Origin of the sequence: Arthrobacter sp. KNU-44, from assembly GCF_051843155.1 — a bacterium.
In the GTDB taxonomy this organism is placed as follows: domain Bacteria; phylum Actinomycetota; class Actinomycetes; order Actinomycetales; family Micrococcaceae; genus Arthrobacter.
Genome location: NZ_JBPXNG010000002.1, coordinates 3,780,680 through 3,798,526, shown reverse-complemented (window position 1 = coordinate 3,798,526; position 17,847 = coordinate 3,780,680). Strand labels below are relative to the sequence as shown.

Below are 17,847 nucleotides of genomic sequence, written 5' to 3'. Positions count from 1 at the left end.
ACTGGTTGGTACAGGGTGTGGCCTAGAGCGGCCGTGCTGCGAGCATGCGTTCGAGGGCGATCTTGGCGTTGTCCTTGACCGAGTCGTCCACCGTGATGCGGTTGACCACGCGGCCTTCCACCAGTTCCTCGAGTACCCAGGCGAGGTAGCCGGGGTGGATGCGGTACATCGTGGAGCAAGGGCAGATCACCGGGTCGAGGCAGAAGATGGTGTGCTGAGGGTTCTCGGCGGCCAAGCGGTTGACCATGTTGATCTCGGTGCCGATCGCGAAAGTGGTGGGCTCGGTTGCGGCGGCGATGGCCTTCTTGATGAAGTCGGTGGAACCCGCGCCGTCCGCCGCGTCAACGACTTCCATGGGGCACTCGGGGTGCACGATGACGTTCACGCCAGGGAATTCGGCGCGCGCCTTCTCGATCTGGCCTACGTTGAAGCGCTTGTGCACGGAGCAGAAGCCGTGCCAGAGGATGACGCGGGAATCCAGCAGGGTCTGTTCGTCGCTTCCGCCGAGTTCCTTGCGCGGGTTCCACATGGGCATCTGCTCCAGCGGCACGCCGAGGGCCTTGGCTGTGTTGCGGCCCAGGTGCTGGTCAGGGAAGAAGAGAACCCGCTGGCCACGTTCGAAGGCCCACTCGAGCACCGTCTTGGCGTTGGAGGACGTGCAGACGATGCCGCCGTTGCGTCCGCAGAAGGCCTTTAGTGCCGCCGAGGAATTCATGTAGGTCACCGGGATCACCGGGGCGCGGCCTTCAGAATCGGGGGCGGTCCCGAAGAGCTCTTCGAGCTGCTCCCAGCATTCCTCCACCGAGTCCTCGTCCGCCATGTCCGCCATGGAGCAGCCGGCGGCGAGGTTCGGCAGGATCACGGCCTGGCCCTCGCTGGACAGGATGTCGGCAGTCTCTGCCATGAAGTGCACGCCGCAGAAGATGATGGCCTCGGCGTCGGGCTTGGTCAGGGCAGCGTTGGCGAGCTGGAAGGAGTCACCGACGAAATCCGCGTACTGGACAACCTCGTCGCGCTGGTAGAAGTGGCCCAGGATGACGGCCCGGTCCCCCAGCGTCTCCTTGGCGGCGCGGATCCGGGCGTCGAGCTCGGCGTCGCTGGCCAACTTGTACTCTTCGGGCAACTGGCCTTGGCGGGGGGTCGCCTTGGGGGCGTCGTCGGAGCTGGACGCGCCGGGACCGTAAGCCGGTATGCCGGCGAGGGCTTCAGCAAGGTCGTACTCCCACGGGCCCTTGGCCAGAGCGGGACTGCACGTTGAGCCGGCCGCGGAACGGCCGCTTTCGGCTTCTTCCCGCGTGATCAGCTGGATAGCCGTGTTGACGCTGCTCATGGTGTACTCCTGTTGTCTGGCCCGAGTCCGGGCGTGCCGGTGAAGCGGTAGAGGCGGGGCGGGCGGTGTTTTCCGCCCTGGAGGTATTCACCGGTTTCCTCGATTTCCGGTGTTCCCTTGATTTGCCGGCGGAAGTTCGCCGGATCCAGCTGACGGTCCAGGACAGCTTCGTAGACTTCGCGGACCTGTGCCAGGGTGAAGAACTCTCCCAGCAGGTGATAGGCGATGGATCCGTAAGCCATCTTGTTGCGCAGCCGCCACAAGGCGTAGTCCACAATCGCGTTGTGGTCGAAGGCCAATTCCGCGAGCCGGTCTGCCCGAAACCAACGGACATTCTCGGATTCATCGGCCAAGGCGGCTTCCGTGGGCTGCACCAACGCCCAGTAGACAATCGAGACAACCCGCTGGGCAGGCGAGCGGTGCAGGCCGCCGAAGGCATAGAGCTGCTCGAGGTATTGGGGAGCCAGCCCCGTGGTCTCGCGGAGGTTCCGGGATGCGGCGTCCTGGAGGGATTCGTCGTGCTGCAGCGGGCCGCCGGGCAGTGCCCACATGCCCTTGAAAGGTTCGCGGATGCGGCGCACGAGCGGCAACCACAGCGTGGGGCGGCCGGAGCTTTCACTCGGGCGGAGGGCGAAGATCACCGTGGATATGGCCAACGACGGCGGCGCGAGCCTGCGCTCTGCGACATTGGCGGAGGTGGCGTACACGGTATTCACCCCGCTTCTTTGCCGTAGGGACGAGAAAGTTAGTTATAGTCAAAATGACTAGAACTAATGGTACGACTGTCAGCGCGCAGTGTCCAAATGTTTCAGCCCGCGCTCTCCTTGGCCGCAGCTTCCAGGAGGGGCAAAGTGCGGCCTTGGAAATGCGTATTCAGCACGATCACCGAGGACGAACGAAGCACGGTCTTGGTGCCGATGAGCTTGTCCAGCACGCGCTGCAGGTCAGAGTTCGATTTGCCCACCACCCGCACCATGAGATCCGAACTGCCGGAAACGGTGTGAACCTCAATGAGCTCGGGAATGGCGGCCAGGGCTTCGACGACGGCGTCGTGACCCAGGTCCTGGTTGATGGTCAGGGAGCAGAAGGCGACCACAGGATAGCCGAAGCCAGCAGGATCGGGCTGCGGAACCCAGGGAGCCACAACCCCGCGCTCGGCCATCCGGTCCAGCCGCGACTGGACCGTGGCGCGGGCGACCTTCAGGACCCTGGATGCCTCGAGAACAGAGGCCCGCGGGGAGTCGGTGAAAAATCGGACAATCTTGGCATCCAACTCGTCCACAACCATCAGTTTTTCCTACTTCCGCCCAGGAGCTGTACAAATCGGTACTCGATGCCGAGATGTCATACCAGCTTGTAACCATCCTCTCACGAGTGTTTTTCGCCACTTTCCCTCGGAAGCGGTAAATTCGATAAGTCCTACGAGGACCAGCTGACAAACCATCCACAAGAAGGCAAACACGAATGACAACGAAGTCCACCGCTGTTCGACCCGCCATTCCTTCGCAAGGCCTCGGCCATTCGATGAAGCCGCGCCAGCTCACCATGATGGGACTGGGCAGCGCGATCGGAGCGGGACTCTTCCTGGGATCGGGTGCCGGAATCCACGCGGCCGGCCCCGCAGTACTCATCTCCTACCTTGTGGCAGGCACCCTGATCATCGTGGTGATGTGGGCGCTCGGCGAGATGGCAGCCGCCAACCCCAACAGCGGCGCCTTCTCGGTCTACGCGGAAAAGGCCATGGGCAAGACGGCCGGATCCACGGTCGGCTGGCTGTGGTGGTTGCAGCTGGTAGTGGTCATCGCCGCGGAGGCACTCGGCGCAGCAGGGCTGCTGTTCTCCGTCTGGCCGGTCATCCCGGTGTGGGCGCTGGCGCTGGTGTTCATGGTGGCCTTTACGGCGATCAACCTCGCCGGGGTCCGGAACTTCGGTGAGTTCGAATTCTGGTTCGCCATCCTGAAGGTTGCAGCCATTGTCGCCTTCCTCGTCATCGGGGCGGCCTTGCTGTTCGGCTGGTTGCCCGGAGTGGCTTCCCCTGGCCTCGGAAACCTGACCGGCAACTTTGCACCGTCCGGCTGGTCTGGAATTGCAGCGGCGCTTTTCGTCGTCATTTTTGCCTTCGGCGGCACCGAAATCGTGAGCGTGGCCGCTGCGGAGACGCAGAACCCTGCACACAGCGTGGGCAAAGCCATCCGCACAGTGGTGTGGCGCATCCTGGTTTTCTACATCGGTTCCGTCTTCGTCATTGCAGCAGTGCTGCCCTCCGACTCCGAAGGATTGAAGTCCCCGTTCGCCGGTGTCCTGAACCTTGCCGGCATCCCGGGAGCCGGCACGGCCATCACCCTCGTTGCCGTCGTGGCCCTGCTTTCCGCGCTCAACGCCAACCTCTACGGCGCCTCGCGCATGGTCTTCTCCCTGTCTGAGCGCGGCGAAGCACCGGCCTTCCTGTCGCGGCTGCGCGGCGCCCAGGTGCCCATGGCCGCCGTCGGGGTTTCCGTTGCTTTCGGCTTCATCGCCACTGTCTTGGAACTCCTCTTCCCCGACCATGTGCTCCCGGCTTTGCTCAACCTCGTAGGCTCCACTTGCCTCGTGGTCTGGGGAACGGCGCTCGTGTCACAGTTCATCCTGCGCCGCCGCGCCGACCGCGAAGGAACTGAACTGCCGCTTCGCATGAAGGGATTCCCGTTCCTCACGGTATTCGGCCTGGTGCTGCTCGCCCTGATCTTCGTGGTGGGCTTCTCGAATGCCGAGAGCGCGGGCCAGCTCAGCGGCACGTTCCTGTTGATCGCGTGCATCGCCGTGGCCTGCAGGATCGGCGCCAAGGTCAAGTCCGCACGAAGCGCCTAAACAAACCCAACTAGCTCGCAGTTGTTGTCGTTTTGAGCCCTCATAACGACATTAACTGCGAGTCAGTTGGGTGGGCAGAGCGGTGCACAAACTGCTATGTGTTCCCACGGGAAAGCTGGCAGTCCATGGCAGTTTGACTAGCGCCGAATAGGCGGATTGCCTACGATCCAAACAGTGACTACGGTCACGTCCATGGACTCATTTCTTCCCGTCGTGGCCGCAGCCGACGCCGCGCCCCTGTCTCCCGGACAGCTCAGGGAGCTGTATTCCCTGATGGCTGCCGTTCGGTACCTCGATACCTCGGCCGTCGCCTGGCAGCGCCAGGGAATCATCCCCGGCTACGCTCCGGAACTCGGCCAGGAAGCCGCCCAGGTCGGCAGCGCCTACGCCCTCGACACTGCCCGCGACTTCGCTTTCCCGACGTACCGCGAAATGGGCGTCGCGAGGACCATGGGTGTGGACATGGTGGCATACATGTCCACCCACAAGGCAACGTGGCACGGCGGAATGTACGATCCACTGGCAAGCCGCCTCGCGCCCATCCAGGCCGTGGTGGCAGGCTCGGTGCTTCACGCCGTCGGCTGGGCCCACGGCCAGACGCTGAGCGGCGAACACGGAGTGGCCCTCAGCTACTTCGGCGACGGTGCTTCCTCCCAAGGCGACGTCCACGAAGCCATGAACTTCGCCGCCGTGATGAATGCACCTGTTGTCTTTTTCATCCAGAACAACGGCTGGGCGATTTCTGTGCCCACCGAACGGCAGGTGGCCGGCGGCTCGGTAGCTGCACGCGCCGCGGGCTACGGAATCCCGGGCATTCAGGTTGACGGCAACGATGTGGTCGCCGTCTACGAGGCCACCCGCAACGCCTTCGCCCACTGCCGCGCAGGAAACGGTCCGGTCGTGGTCGAGGCCATGACCTACCGCCGCGGGCCGCATTCCACCGCCGACGATCCCGGTCGCTACAGGAGCCTCGACGACGAGCGCATCGACGCCGGCGAGGACCCGCTGGAACGCCTCCGCAAGCGTTTGCTGGCCGAAGGCGTAGCCGACGAGGCATTCTTCACCGCCGCCAACCAAGCAGCCCGGGCGGAAGAAGAAGCGATCTGCACCGGAATCGAAGCCCTCGGCCCCCGGCCCGGCAACGAAATGTTCGATTTCGTCTTCCAGGAAACCACCCCCGCACTTGAAAACCAGGCCGCCCGTTGGCGCGAGGAGTCCGAACATGTCTGAGAGCACCACCGCCATCCTTGAAGCCGAGGCAGCGGCCCGGACCCAGTCCGTAAAGCTTTCCATGCAGCAGGCACTCAACCGCGCGTTGGACGAGACCCTCTCCACCGATCCAAAAACGGTGGTCTTCGGCGAGGACTGCGGCCAATTGGGCGGAGTCTTCCGTATCACCGACGGACTGCAGGCCAAGCACGGAGAATCCCGGGTCTTTGACACGCCGCTCGCAGAATCGGGCATCCTGGGCATGTCCGTAGGGCTGGCCATGGCCGGCTTCCACCCGATTCCGGAAGTACAGTTCGATGGCTTCGCGTATCCCGCCATCAACCAAATCGTGTGCCAGATTGCCCGGATGAACTACCGCAGCCGAGGCACTTTGCCGATGCCGATCACGCTCCGGGTCCCCAGCTTCGGCGGGATCCGCGCCCCCGAACACCATGGCGAAAGCCTCGAGGCCCTCTTCGCGCACGTTCCAGGGCTCAAGGTTGTCTCACCGTCGGACCCGCACGATGCCTACCACCTGCTCAAGTACGCGGCTTCGCGGCCTGACCCGGTGATCTTCATGGAACCGAAGTCCCGGTACTGGCAAAAGGGCGACGTCGACACAGCCGACGGCGGTACCCTCACCGGCGCCCGCATTGTCCGGCCTGGTCGCCACCTGACCCTCGTGGCCTGGGGTGCCATGGTGGCCCGGTGCCTGCAGGTTGCCGAACTCGCAGCGGAAGACGGAATCGACGTCGAGGTCCTTGATCTGCGCTGGCTCAAGCCGATCGACGCCGAAGCGCTGGCGACTTCCGTCGGAAAGACGCGGCGCGCCGTCGTTGTGCATGAAGCTCCGCTGACCTCCGGGCTGGGGGCCGAAGTGGCCCAACTCATCACGCAAAGCTGCTTCGACACGCTCAAGGCGCCCGTCGAACGGGTCACGGGCTTCGACGTGCCGTATCCCTCCGGCGACCTCGAGGACGAATACATTCCGAACATTGACCGCATCCTCCTGGGGATCCAACGAGTACTGGAGTATCGACGTGGCTGAAATCAGCTTCCCCCTGCCCGATCTTGGCGAAGGCCTCATCGAGGCGACCGTCCTGGACTGGCTCGTCTCTCCGGGCGACCAGGTGGAACGGAACCAGCCGCTCGTGGAACTGGAAACGAGTAAATCCGCCCTCGAGTTGCCGAGCCCGCAGGCGGGTAAAGTGATCCGTATCCACGGCGCGCCGGGCGAGACCATCAATGTCGGTGAGCCGCTGGTGGTGTTCGAGGTGCCGGACAATACAGCCGGCATCGTGGGCACCGTTCCCAAAGATGACGCACCGAAGCGCCGGGTCCGCCTGAGCGCTGTACTTGATGAGGACTGACACCATGAGCGGCAGGCACACGGAAGCGCACATCCACACGGTGGAGGGCACAGACCCGCATCTGTTCGTGGAAGTCCATGAGCCCGCCGAAGGCACCGACGCCGGGTTGCGCCCTGTCCTGCTGCTGCACGGTTTCTCCTCGTCCACCAAACTCAATTGGGGCGACACCGGCTGGATTTCCACCCTCAAAGCCGCCGGCCGGCGTGTCATCACGGTGGACCTTCCAGGGCATGGCCAGAGCAGTTCACCCGAGGACCTGGACTCCTACTCCCCGAGCCGGATCCGCGCGGACCTTCTCCAGATAGTCGCCGACGCCGGTGCGCGCCCCGTGCGCGCCGGTGACCCTACCAGCGGGCTCGACGTCATCGGCTATTCTTTGGGCTCCCGGCTCGCCTGGGAATTCGGGGCAACCCAGCCCGAACTGGTGCACCGGCTGGTGTTGGGCGGCCCGAACAAGGAAGACCCGCTGGCGTCCTTCGATCTCCCGGCAGCCCAGCGCTACCTCGCGGACGGCACGCCGATTGAAGACGAGTCCACCGCAGGGTTGCTCAAGATGGCACAGCTCTTGCCGAGCAACGATCTCTTTGCGCTCTTGTCCCTCATCGAGGCCATCAAGGGGGAACCATTCGATCCTGCCGAAGCCGTGCCCCATATGCCGATGCTCCTGGTGGCCGGCGAAAAGGACGAGCGCGCCGTCACGATGCCGGAGCTCGCTTCGATCGCGGCCCACGCCGGCGGCATGGTTGAACAGCTTTTGGTCCCGGGGCGGAACCACAGCAACGCCGTGACCAGCCGGGTTTTCAAGGATGCAGCGGTGGCGTTCCTCGGCGTCTAGAGTGCTGGCGGAACGGCGGGGTTAGCCGGCCAGCCGCTCCGCATTGAGCGTCATACGCTCCAGCACGCTGACTGCCATGGCGTATTCGTCGATACCGATCCCCATCGAGAGGTCCCGGCGGGAGTCTTCAACGAGCCGCAGGGCTTCAGTGTGTTTTGCGTGGCCCAGTTCGCTGAGGCTGAGGCGATCGTCCACCATGATGATCATGCCGCGGCCTACGAGCGCGGCGAGTTCGCTTTCGCGACGTCGCGTGTCTCCGCCCCAAAACGGGTTGAGTATTCCGTCAAGATCCTCGGGGCCAAGGGGTGTCTCAGCGAGGACATTGAGGGTCTGCCACTGCCTCCGGCTGAGTTTCAACCTCGCCAAGGTGCTGTCCAGGTGCGCCTCCAATGCGGCGTCCAGGCGTTTGGTCCAGTAACCGATCGGCTTGTTCACATGGCCCATCGTGGCAGCGCAGAGCGGTCCCAGCAACAAAGGTAGGCTTGATTCAGCGCTGGATGACGTGGAAGTGAGACGAATGGGCATGCGCTTCAAGGACCGTGCGGACGCCGGACGCCGTGTGGCAGCAGGGCTTCCGCAGCTCCGGCAACGGCCGGACACCATCTTGCTGGGCCTCGCCCGCGGTGGGGTCCCCGTGGCGGCCGCTGCCGCCGTCGAACTCCACCAGCCATACGGCGCCATTCTGGTACGTAAACTCGGCATTCCGGGGCGTGAAGAAACAGCGTTCGGCGCCTTGGCCTGGTCCAACGGCAGGATCGTCCGCATACTCAACCGGCCCCTCGGCGAACGCATGCTGCGGCACGGAATCACCCAGGCTTCCCTTGAAGCGGTGGAGGTACGCGAGCGGGGAGAACTCCTGCGGCGTGTGAAGACCTACCCTGGCATCATCTTTGACCTCACGGGCAAGACCGTGGTTCTTGTCGACGACGGACTCGCCACGGGCGCAACGATGCGCGCCGCCGTCGAGGCCGTCCGCGCAGGCGGGGCGGCGACTGTGGTGGCCGCCGTCCCCGTGTCATCCCTCGAAGCCCAAGCGTCCATCAGCCGCGTGTGCGATTTCATGATGTGCCTGCACACGCCCGGCAAGTTCCACGCCGTTGGCGCGTTCTACGAGCACTTCGAACAACTGACCGACGACGACGCGGTGCGGCTTTTAGAGCAGGCGGGGTAGTTAGTGAGCCGCAGGAGCGTTGCCGGTTTCCGCGTCATACGTGAGCGAGCGTTGGAGAATTTCGCGTCATACGTGAGCGAGCGTCTGACTGCGAAGGGGAGGGACAGCACAAAGCGACGTCGTCGGCGATAGCTCGCCGCCGTCGTCGTACATGCCGCGGCGGGTTCAGTCCTTCCGCTCGAGGAACTCCCGCACGCGGGCGCGGGCCGGCTCGCGGTCGTAGCTGTTCACGAGGGCGGCTGCCATGCGGACAGGGTCACCGAAGAAGAAGTACTCATACAGGGCCTGGCGCCCGGCGAACGCTGAAATGCTGGCATCGAAAGCGAGCTTGAAGAGGCGCACGCGCTCCGGGCCGGTCAGCGTCTTCGCCTGCAGGTACAGTTCGATGTCCGGCAACGCCTCACTCGCCACGTCCGCTTCGCCCGGCAGGGCCATGAGGCCGGAGGCCGAGAACTTCCGGATGATGGCGGGGAAACGCTGGGCAACCTTGGGGTACCAGTTGCGTGCCGCATTCAGGGTGGGCCAATGCGGCAAGAACACGCCATCCGGGCTTGGAGCCGCCTGGGCTTCAGCGGCAACCATGAGGGCCTTGCCGATTTCGACGGTTTCGATCAGCTCCGCCAGGTCCTCCTGGATGTGCTGGAAACCGTCAACCCCGATCGATGCCGCGATCTCCGAGGCAAGGCCAAGGAAGAACTCGCTCTTCGCGATGGTCCGCGTGACCACCTGATGGGTCATGAGGGCACCGGCGCCGGTCTCGGAGTAAAAGGCATTGCACAGTTCGGGATGGCCGAGCATGAAGATGCGCTCGTTGGGAACGAATACATGGTCGAAAACGACGACGGCGTCCATCTCCTCGAAGCGGCTGGCGAGCGGCTCGTCGTGGGTGCCTCCGCCGTTGTAGAGCGAGGTCCGGCACAGATAGCGCATGCCCGGCGCATCGTTCGGGAGGGCGAACGCGTAAGAATACGGAGCATCTTCCGGCGTCGAGCGCAGGAGCGTCGAAGGGAACACGAGAAGCTCGTCGGCGATCGGCGCGATCGTCGCGAGCATACGCGCGCCGTGGACCACGATTCCGTCTTCGCGTTCTTCCACGACCCTCGCCGAGAGCTGCCCTCCGAGCTGCTCGGAACCTGACACCGAACGGTTGACCTGTGGCGGGATCAGCGTGTGCGTGGCCAGGAGATCGTTCTCGCGGCAATGCTCGTAGTATTTGCGGATGTTTTCGCCGAACATCGGATCGGCCTGGGCAAACCATTTTTCTGCGGCCGCGAGCGCCGTGAGGGCGCCGTTCATGTAGTCACCCGTCCGGCCCAGGAACCCAAGGGAGTACTCAGCCCAGGTGCGGATGGCCGCATGCCTGTGTTCGAGGTCTTCTTTGCTGCGCGGCACCAGGAAGGAGGCATTCACCCGGTCACCCGTCGTCGGGGATTCGTAGGTGAGCGCGTCGGCATACTTCGGGTCATGTTGCATGTCGAAGAGCTTCGCGTACGTGCGGGCCACGTTCCTGAAGGACGGGTGGTCGGCGATCTTCTCGGTGACCATTTCGCCGTCGATCAGGACGTGGGGGTTCATCGAGTTGAGCTTGTCCAGGTACTGCTGTCCGGTCCGGATTCCCATGGTTGTCTCCAATGATGGTTGAGCTGAAACGGCATATGGATGCGGCGTCGACGGGCGCCGGCAACTACAGAAGATCCTCCATTCCCAATTGGCTTTCCGGGACGGTGGTGAAGGAGCTGTTGGCGAAGGCAAGCGCATCGCCGCTGCGGTAGTTGAAGTCCACCACTTCACCCAGGTAGAGGGTGTGGTCGCCGCCGTCGTAGGCCGCCCATGGAGTGCATTCGAAATAGGCGAGGACGTTGGATAGCCGCGGCGCGGTCCCGCCTTCGACCCAGCGGGGCTCGGGCCCGGGTCGGCCCGCGAAATGCAGGGCGAGCTGCTTCTGTTCGGCGCCCAGGATATTGACGCTGAAGGGGCGCCCGGCGAGTTCGTCGTGCGCTTTGGTGTTGCGGGCGATGCTGACCAGGACCAGAGGCGGTTCCATGGACACAGAGGTGAAGGAATTGACGGTGATGCCATGCCGCTTGGTGGCGCCGTCGAACGTCACGATGGCAACGCCTGTGGCAAAGCGGCCCAGGCTGCCGCGGAAGTGATGTGCCCGCGGCCGAGAAGTGCGGCCCAGGGGTCCGGGCTCCGCGTTCTGGCTGGACTTGGCAATCATCGTAGATTCCTGGTTGGAGATTGTTCTGTATGTGAATTTGTTCTATATTTGAACAACAAATTCTCATACAGAACCATAGTCTTTTGCGTGCTACAGCACAAGACGGCGGGCCGGCCGCGTCAGGCCCCAACATAGGATGGAGCGCATGATGTCTCCCAGCGCCGCGAAGAGTCTGCAGGAAACGACGGCGACGGTCTCGCCGTCGCAGACCCTCTCCCGCGGAATCCAAGCCTTGGAAATCCTCGCGGCTGCCGAGCGCCCCCTGACCATCGCAGAACTCGCCGGCGCCTTGGGCGTCCATCGTTCAGTGGCCTACCGGATCCTCCGCACGTTGGAGGATCACTCCCTGCTGGTGCGCGACGCCGCCGGACGCGTCCAGCCAGGTCCGGGCCTTGCGGTGCTGGCCAGGGGCGTCTCCCGCGACCTCCAGACGGCCGCCCTGCCGGAGCTGACCCAGCTTGCCAACACCCTGAACATGACGGCCTTCGTAGCGGTCTGGGACCATCAGGATTGCGTCACACTGGTCACGGTCGAGCCTCGCCACTCGGCCGCGACCCTGGCTCAACATCCCGGCACGCGCCACCCCGTGAACACCGGGGCACCTGGAATCGCGATCCAGTCCACCATGAGCGAAGAAGAATGGTCCGCCCGCGCTCCGGGCCTGCCGTATCGACCGGAAGCGGCAGAAGCGCGCCGGCTCGGCTATGCGGCAAGCCACGACGAAGTCATTGCCGGGTTGTCTTCCTTGGCCGCCCCCGTCCAGGTGCCGGGCGGCCGGCCCGCGGCGATCGCCGTCGTCTACATCCGCCGCGAACAGGACCAGGCCGCCGTCGGCGAAGCACTGGCAGCGAGCGCGGCCCGCATAGAGTCCCAGCTGGCGTAGGGATCCCGCACGTCGCCGTTTGATGCCTCTTGTTTTCCAACGCTCGCTCCCTTACAAGGCCAAAACCGGGCACCCATGTGCAGATGATGTGAGCGAGGGTTGCCAAAAAGCGGCCCATAAGTGAGCGAGCGTTGTTATTGCTGCGTGCTTGGCCGGCGCCGGAGGACGAGTCCGGCAACGATGCCGAGCACCAGAAGTGCGCCCGAAGCGGCCGTGGACACCACAAAAGCGGCGCCAGGACCTTGGGTTTGGGCCAACTGGCCGGCAAGGTAGGCGCCCAACGCCGTACCCGCCACGATGCCGCTCGCCAGCGCGGTCATGACGGTTGCCATACGGCCGGCCGGGGCCACGACTCCCCCGATGCTGAAGACCGTCACCATAACGGGTCCCACGGGAATTCCGAGCACCAAAAGAACAATGACCATCGGCCAGATCCCGACTGGAAGGAACAAGAGAAGAGAGAACGCCGTCATCGCGGCAGCGGCGAGCGCCCAACGGATCGCCAGCCCGAAGCGCCGCGGCCAATAGGCAACGGACAGCGCAGCGACGGCGGAGCTCAGGCCCATCACGGAATACATCAGCCCCGCAATTTCCGCCGTGGCGAACTGGGCGGAGAAAGCGCTCAACGCATTCTGCGTCGCACCAAAGAATGTTCCCATGCAGACCATGGCCAGCACCGGCACCGCGACCTTCAGCCAGGCCAAGGAACGGACACTTGACTGCTGCTCCGTAGGAACACTCCCGACGCCGGTGCTTCCCTTGCGCTTTGCCGGCACCACAGCCAATTGTGAAGGATGCACCGCGAAAGCCGGCACGAGCGTGGCAGTAAGGACTGCCGCCAGTGCGAGGGGAAGCCAAGGCGCTACGAGGCTCGCGAGAATACCGACCAGCGCGGGACCCAGGACGAAAGTGACCTCGTCCGCGGTTCCCTCGTAGGACAAGGCGGTGTCCAGGTCTGCACGACTGGACGCCACGCTTCCGGGACCGGTGGCATTGGCCCCGGCCCCGGGGACCGAATTCCGGGTGTTCAGGTTTCGGGTAGTCAGGGCCATCCAACGCACACGGGCCATGGGCCCCACCTGCGGGCAACTTGCCCCGGCGAGGAAAGCCGTCACCAAAATGGCAATCGCGTCCGTGGGGGCGTTGAAATCGGGCGTCAAGTACGCGGCAACGAGCAAGGCGATGACGGTGACGGCGTTGACAGCCGCGGCTACGAGAAGGACAGGGCGCTGGCCTGAGCGGTCAGCGAGCGAGCCGAGTATCGGCGCGCCCAAGGCCGATCCGATGCCGACGGCTCCGGCAGCCAGGCCGCCGATGGCGTAAGAATGGCTGACGGCCGTTACAAGGGTGAGGGTGCCGACTGTCAGCATGGCGAGGGGCAGCCTCGCGAAGAGTCCCAGCGGCAGGAAGTTGCGGCCTGCGAGTTCGGGCAAGCGGGCGAAGCGCCCAGGCAGGCGCGAGCGGCGGGGCGCGGCCGATGGGGACTCGGCCAAAGGGGGCGCAGAAGGAAATGAAGGGGCGGCCTGGAGTGCGGTGTTCGCCGCGGAGTTCTGTGGGTAGGAGTTCATGATTCCGGGTTCGCTGAATGGTGCGCATCGTCCCTCCTCCCGATGCGCGCGACCCGGTGTAACCCTCCAAGTCTACCGGACGGCCCAACGCAGGCCGTTGTGTCGGGGCGTCCGCCGTTTTTAGGCTGCCGCGGCGTCGACGATTCGCACGGTGGAGCCGTTCCGGTTCTTAATCACTTGCAGCTGGCTGCTGATTCTCTGCTTCATCTCCGCAACGTGGCTGACCAGCCCCACTACCCTGCCCCCGTCGCGCAGTCCCTCCAGCGCATCCATGACCTGTTCAAGGGATTGCTCGTCGAGGCTTCCGAAGCCCTCATCCACGAACAAGGTTTCGATGTCCACACCGCCGGCCTCTTGCTGGACTACATCCGCGAGCCCCAGGGCCAACGCGAGCGAAGCCATGAACGACTCCCCTCCGGACAGCGTGGCGGTGTCCCGCCGCTGGCCAGTCCACTCATCCACGACTTCCAGGCCCAGCCCGGATTTCGCGCCACGGGCTGCCTTCGCGTCGGTGTGCTGCAGGGTGTAACGGCCATCGCTCATGGCGATCAGCCGCTCTGACGCCGCTGCGGCGACTTGTTCTAGGCGAGCGGCCAGCACATAGCTGTTGAGGCTCATTTTGTAGCCGTTATCGCCTGCACCCCTGGCGGTTTCGGCAAGCTCGTTGAGTACCCGGGCGCGTTCACGGGGGCCGCGCCCGGAGGCCGCGGCTCCTTCGTACTGCGAGCGGATCGCAGCCAGGCTCGTCACGGTTCGGACAGCGAGTCCCGCAGCAAGATCCAGGCGGCGGGCCGTTTCTCCAGCCTGTACGGCCTCCTGTTCGAGGGCGGCGAGCTCGACGGCGGTCAGGGGCGCCTCTCCGATCTGCACTTCCTTGGCAGCGAGCACAAGTTCCTCGGACTCGAAGAGCTCCGCGAGCCGGGCGCTTTCGGTATCGGCTGCCCTGATGGTTTCGTCAAGCCTCGCGGCGTGCTGCTCCTCGAGGATTTCAAGCCGCGCGGCTTCGGCGGTGTCGAATCCGTTCGCGGAAAGGGCGCTTTCCAAGGCAGTGGATGCATCGCCAAAAGCCTCCCGGGCACGTTCCAACTGCACGCCTGCAGCCACAGCGGAATGCAGTAGCTCGCGGTGCCTGGCCAGGGCCTCAATCCGCTCGCGCAGCGTGTCGAAGCCATCACGAAGCCCGCGAAGCAAGGTGTCCAGGGACTCGCGTTGTTCCCCCAGCAGGACCATGGTGGACCCGGCCTGCGCCGCAGCTGTGTCCTCCCGGAGTTGCTCTTCCTCCAAGCCGGCAATGCGCTCCGTCATGCGGGCGAGGTCTGCCTGTCCCCGTTTGAGCCCGTCAACGGCGGAACGAGCCGAGGCCAGGGCGTCTTTGGCCAAGGCCTCCGCCGAAGCGGCTTCCTGAGGATCGATGTCTCCGCCCTGGGCGGCGAGCACGGCAACTTCCTGCTCGGCGGACGCCAGCTCGCCTGCCGCCTGGAGAAGTTCGTGCTCACTAGCGTCATAGCGTTCGTGGGCGGACTGCTCTTCCTCGGCAAGGGCCAGTGCGGTTAGCCCGGCTGGCGCAAGCGAAGGGTGCTCGGCGCTTCCGCAGACAGGGCATGCTTCGCCGTCATGCAGCTTGGCGGCGAGTTCCGCTGCCGCATTGGTCAAGCGGGATTCACGGAGATCCAGCCAGAGTTGTCGGAGGTCTTGGGAAAGCGCCCGGGCAAACGCGTGGCGCTTCACCGCCGCGGACTGGGAATCAAGGGCGCCTGCGTAGCGGGCTACGGTCTTGACGGTGTTCTGCGCTGCTGCAGCTTCGCTTTCCCGGAGGGGCAGCTCCGAGGCGGCCGCATCCAGCTGGCCCAGCGCGCGTTCCAAAGCTACCGCCTCCGAGCGAAGCCCGGTCAACGCAAGGGACCGCGCCGCATCGGCCGATTCCCGCTGCCGTGCAGCGAGGTCGAGGGCTTCAAGCCTTGCAGTGATGTCCTCGAGCTTTTGTTCGTCCCCGACCCTGGCCTCGACGACAGCCATCGTCTCTTGGATCCTGGCGAGCGAGGTGCCGGGGTCCTTCGTGTCAAGAGAAGCGGCGAGTAGCTTCGCCGTCGCCGATTCCGCCTTCGAGGCCGCCAGGTCGAGGGCCTTAGAGCCACGGTCGACGGCGTCGAGCTGTCCGCCGAGGACGGCGGCTTTGCGGTGGCGTCCAAGTCGCTCCCGGAATTCCTGCACTTCAGCCGCGCGTGCGGAGAGGGCTTCGTGCCGGCGCGTGGCGGCGTCGAGCTTTGCGTGCCGCTGAACCCGTTCCCGGGCGGAGTTGAGCTTGTCTGCCAGCTGACGCCGGAAGGCATCGGCAGAGCCAGCAGCTTGATGCCGCTCCAAAGATTCGCTCCGGGCCCGGGCCTCGAGGTTCCCGAGACGGAGTTCAGGCGTATGCTCACCGGATCCGGAGTCATCAAGATCCGGGTCAGCGCCCTCTTCAATACCCAGTTGCGCGTACTCTGACTCCGCCCGCTGCACGAGCAACTGAAGTCCGTTCTGGTTGTCCTGCACTTTTGCGCGCGCGGCGTTGGCTTGGAGGGCCAGCTGCTGCTCGATCGCTTCAAAACGCTGGGTTCCGAAGAGCTTCTGCAGGAGATCCAGCCGGTCGGACGCCTTGGAACGCAGGAAAGCCGCGAAGTCTCCCTGAGGAAGCATGACCACGCGGGTGAATTGTTCCCGGTCCATCCCCAGGACGTCGCCGATTTCCATGCCGGCTTCGTCGTTGCGTGAGGTCTTTTCTTCCCACGATCCATTGACCCGTTCGCGCAGAAGCGTTTTGGCCTGCTGGGTGGTAAAGCCCTTGCGCCCGCGGGCACTTGGCCTGCCCCACGCCGGGGAACGAGTGACCTCAAAGCGCCTGCCGCGCGCCGAAAATTCGCAGACAACCCGCGGCTCCGCAGTCGGTTCCGCGTGGTCGCTCCGCAAGCGTTTGCCGTCCTGGCGTGCGCCCGGTACCGAGCCATACAGCGCAAAGCAGATAGCGTCGAGCACACTGGTCTTTCCCGCACCGGTGGCGCCGTTCAAGAGGAACAGGCCCTGGGCTCCCAGCTGATCGAAATCAATCGACTGAAGCCCGGCAAACGGCCCGAAAGCCTCAATTTCAAGGCGGTGGATTCTCACAGCTCCGCCCCTTCCAGCCGGACCGCTTCCAAGGCTTCTCGAAGGGCGGAAAGTTCAGCGTCGTCTGCCGGCCTTCCGCGCACATGGTCAAGGAAGCCGCAACAAACGCCAAGATCGTCCTCGGCCTCTGCAAGCCTGCTGCTGTAGCTGGCCTTGACCTTTCCCGCAGCGTCTTCAGGGTCAAAGCCCAGCACTAGTGTGTCAGGGAACCGGGCTCGCAACTGTTCCATGGCCTGCGCCGGCCGCGCGGAGTCCGTGAGGGTGACTTGGCAATACGCAGTCTCGGCCCAGGAGTATTCCTCAGATTCCAACAGCTCGGCAAGCTTCCCCCGGAGAATCGCCAGCTCCCGTGGCGCTTTCCACAGAATTTCCTCGACGCTCTCCACACCGTCGACGCCGACGTCAATCAACCATGCACCCTTGCGATGCTTGGCCTCGGAGAACGAGTACGCCAGCGGCGAACCGGAATACCGGACGTGCTCCGAAAGTTCCTGTCGCCCGTGCAGATGTCCAAGGGCCGTGTAGCCGAAGCCGTCGAAGAGATCCAGGGGCACTGCCCCGAGACCTCCGATGCTCAAATCGCGTTCGCTGTCCGAAGTGATGCCGCCGCTCGCGAAAGTATGTGCCAGCACAACGGAGTGCACCGGTCCTGCCTCACTTCTCCGGGCAACGTCCGCGCGGATAAGCTGCACTGCGGCCTGCGTGACGTCAAAATGACTCGCGGTTTGTGTACCGAGCCGTTCGGCGACAAGCCTCGGTTCAAGGTAAGGAATACCGTAGACGGCAAGTACCGGGGCGCCTGCCTGAGCTGGCCGGTGCTTGCTGTCCAGTGGAAACAGGATAGGGGAATCGAGATCCTCTACCCGGGTCCGCAGATGGACTCCCCCGCGCTCCAGCAGGCGTGAAGCGAAACCAAGGCGGATCGCGGAATCGTGGTTGCCGCTGGTCAGCACCACCTTTGCGCCGGCGTCCGTAATCCGCACGAGGGCGTCGTCGAGGAGCTTCACGACGTCAAGGCCCGGAAGGGCACGGTCGTAGACGTCGCCTGCAATCAGGACGACGTCTACCGACTGCTCCCGGATGACTGCGAGCAATTGCTCAATGAAGTCGCGCTGGGCGTCAAGCATCCCGACGCCATGGAACGAGCGTCCCAGGTGCCAATCCGAAGTGTGCAAAAGCCTCATGTTTTCAAGCTAACTGGAGGCCCGGACATTATTGGCGCGGCGCGGCGGCACCGTCCGTAACAAGGCCTTCCAGGCAGCTGAATTCCCG

General features: G+C 64.4%; 16 protein-coding genes. 7 read left to right on the top strand and 9 right to left on the bottom strand.

Features of this window, described 5'->3' with window-relative positions:
* Window positions 1–22: 22 nt before the first annotated feature.
* From nadA to ACSVHC_RS18820, 3 genes are all read right to left on the bottom strand, one after another.
* Window positions 23–1,330, bottom strand: a complete 1,308-nt coding sequence (nadA, locus tag ACSVHC_RS18830) for a quinolinate synthase NadA (protein ID WP_437770723.1) — start codon at window positions 1,328–1,330, stop codon at window positions 23–25.
* Window positions 1,327–2,037 carry an NUDIX hydrolase gene (locus ACSVHC_RS18825; RefSeq protein WP_437774052.1) on the bottom strand — a complete coding sequence of 237 codons (711 nt, stop codon included), beginning with the start codon at window positions 2,035–2,037 and terminating at the stop codon, window positions 1,327–1,329. The genes nadA and ACSVHC_RS18825 overlap by 4 nt, the downstream gene beginning before the upstream one ends.
* A gap of 101 nt (window positions 2,038–2,138) precedes the next feature.
* Window positions 2,139–2,618 (bottom strand): Lrp/AsnC family transcriptional regulator, encoded by a 480-nt coding sequence (locus ACSVHC_RS18820; protein ID WP_437770724.1) that lies wholly within the window; start codon window positions 2,616–2,618, stop codon window positions 2,139–2,141.
* 176 nt (window positions 2,619–2,794) lie between these two features.
* Here ACSVHC_RS18820 and ACSVHC_RS18815 point away from each other — a divergent pair, with 176 nt between their 5' ends.
* The 5 genes from ACSVHC_RS18815 (at window position 2,795) to ACSVHC_RS18795 (ending at window position 7,591) form a co-directional block, all read left to right on the top strand.
* Window positions 2,795–4,177: an amino acid permease gene (locus tag ACSVHC_RS18815; protein ID WP_437770725.1), complete on the top strand. Its 1,383-nt coding sequence runs from the start codon at window positions 2,795–2,797 to the stop codon at window positions 4,175–4,177.
* Window positions 4,178–4,369: 192 nt separating this feature from the next.
* Window positions 4,370–5,407, top strand: a complete 1,038-nt coding sequence (locus tag ACSVHC_RS18810) for a thiamine pyrophosphate-dependent dehydrogenase E1 component subunit alpha (RefSeq protein WP_439181203.1) — start codon at window positions 4,370–4,372, stop codon at window positions 5,405–5,407.
* Window positions 5,400–6,434: an alpha-ketoacid dehydrogenase subunit beta gene (locus ACSVHC_RS18805; protein ID WP_437770726.1), complete on the top strand. Its 1,035-nt coding sequence runs from the start codon at window positions 5,400–5,402 to the stop codon at window positions 6,432–6,434. Before ACSVHC_RS18810 ends, ACSVHC_RS18805 begins: the two co-directional genes overlap by 8 nt.
* Window positions 6,427–6,756: a biotin/lipoyl-containing protein gene (locus ACSVHC_RS18800; protein WP_234747729.1), complete on the top strand. Its 330-nt coding sequence runs from the start codon at window positions 6,427–6,429 to the stop codon at window positions 6,754–6,756. Before ACSVHC_RS18805 ends, ACSVHC_RS18800 begins: the two co-directional genes overlap by 8 nt.
* Window positions 6,757–6,760: 4 nt before the next feature.
* Window positions 6,761–7,591, top strand: a complete 831-nt coding sequence (locus ACSVHC_RS18795; RefSeq protein WP_437770727.1) for an alpha/beta fold hydrolase — start codon at window positions 6,761–6,763, stop codon at window positions 7,589–7,591.
* Between the two features lie 21 nt (window positions 7,592–7,612).
* Here ACSVHC_RS18795 and ACSVHC_RS18790 read toward each other — a convergent pair whose 3' ends face one another.
* A complete protein-coding gene (locus ACSVHC_RS18790) occupies window positions 7,613–8,026 on the bottom strand; it encodes a MarR family transcriptional regulator (protein WP_437770728.1) in 414 nt (137 codons plus the stop codon).
* An 82-nt stretch (window positions 8,027–8,108) separates the two neighbouring features.
* Here ACSVHC_RS18790 and ACSVHC_RS18785 point away from each other — a divergent pair, with 82 nt between their 5' ends.
* On the top strand, window positions 8,109–8,762 hold the full coding sequence (locus ACSVHC_RS18785; RefSeq protein ID WP_439181201.1) for a phosphoribosyltransferase: 654 nt from the start codon (window positions 8,109–8,111) through the stop codon (window positions 8,760–8,762).
* Window positions 8,763–8,927: 165 nt separating this feature from the next.
* Here ACSVHC_RS18785 and hpaB read toward each other — a convergent pair whose 3' ends face one another.
* Both hpaB and ACSVHC_RS18775 read right to left on the bottom strand, forming a co-directional pair.
* Window positions 8,928–10,382: a 4-hydroxyphenylacetate 3-monooxygenase, oxygenase component gene (gene hpaB, locus ACSVHC_RS18780; RefSeq protein WP_437770729.1), complete on the bottom strand. Its 1,455-nt coding sequence runs from the start codon at window positions 10,380–10,382 to the stop codon at window positions 8,928–8,930.
* Window positions 10,383–10,446: 64 nt separating this feature from the next.
* Complete coding sequence (locus ACSVHC_RS18775) at window positions 10,447–10,983, bottom strand: flavin reductase family protein (RefSeq protein WP_437770730.1); 537 nt, start codon at window positions 10,981–10,983, stop codon at window positions 10,447–10,449.
* A gap of 148 nt (window positions 10,984–11,131) precedes the next feature.
* Here ACSVHC_RS18775 and ACSVHC_RS18770 point away from each other — a divergent pair, with 148 nt between their 5' ends.
* Window positions 11,132–11,866: an IclR family transcriptional regulator gene (locus ACSVHC_RS18770; protein WP_437774055.1), complete on the top strand. Its 735-nt coding sequence runs from the start codon at window positions 11,132–11,134 to the stop codon at window positions 11,864–11,866.
* A 134-nt stretch (window positions 11,867–12,000) separates the two neighbouring features.
* Here ACSVHC_RS18770 and ACSVHC_RS18765 read toward each other — a convergent pair whose 3' ends face one another.
* From ACSVHC_RS18765 to ACSVHC_RS18755, 3 genes are all read right to left on the bottom strand, one after another.
* Window positions 12,001–13,434: an MFS transporter gene (locus ACSVHC_RS18765; RefSeq protein WP_437770731.1), complete on the bottom strand. Its 1,434-nt coding sequence runs from the start codon at window positions 13,432–13,434 to the stop codon at window positions 12,001–12,003.
* 120 nt (window positions 13,435–13,554) lie between these two features.
* Window positions 13,555–16,575, bottom strand: a complete 3,021-nt coding sequence (locus ACSVHC_RS18760) for an AAA family ATPase (protein WP_437770732.1) — start codon at window positions 16,573–16,575, stop codon at window positions 13,555–13,557.
* Window positions 16,572–17,759 carry an exonuclease SbcCD subunit D gene (locus tag ACSVHC_RS18755; protein WP_437770733.1) on the bottom strand — a complete coding sequence of 396 codons (1,188 nt, stop codon included), beginning with the start codon at window positions 17,757–17,759 and terminating at the stop codon, window positions 16,572–16,574. The genes ACSVHC_RS18760 and ACSVHC_RS18755 overlap by 4 nt, the downstream gene beginning before the upstream one ends.
* Between the last annotated feature and the right edge of the window lie 88 nt (window positions 17,760–17,847).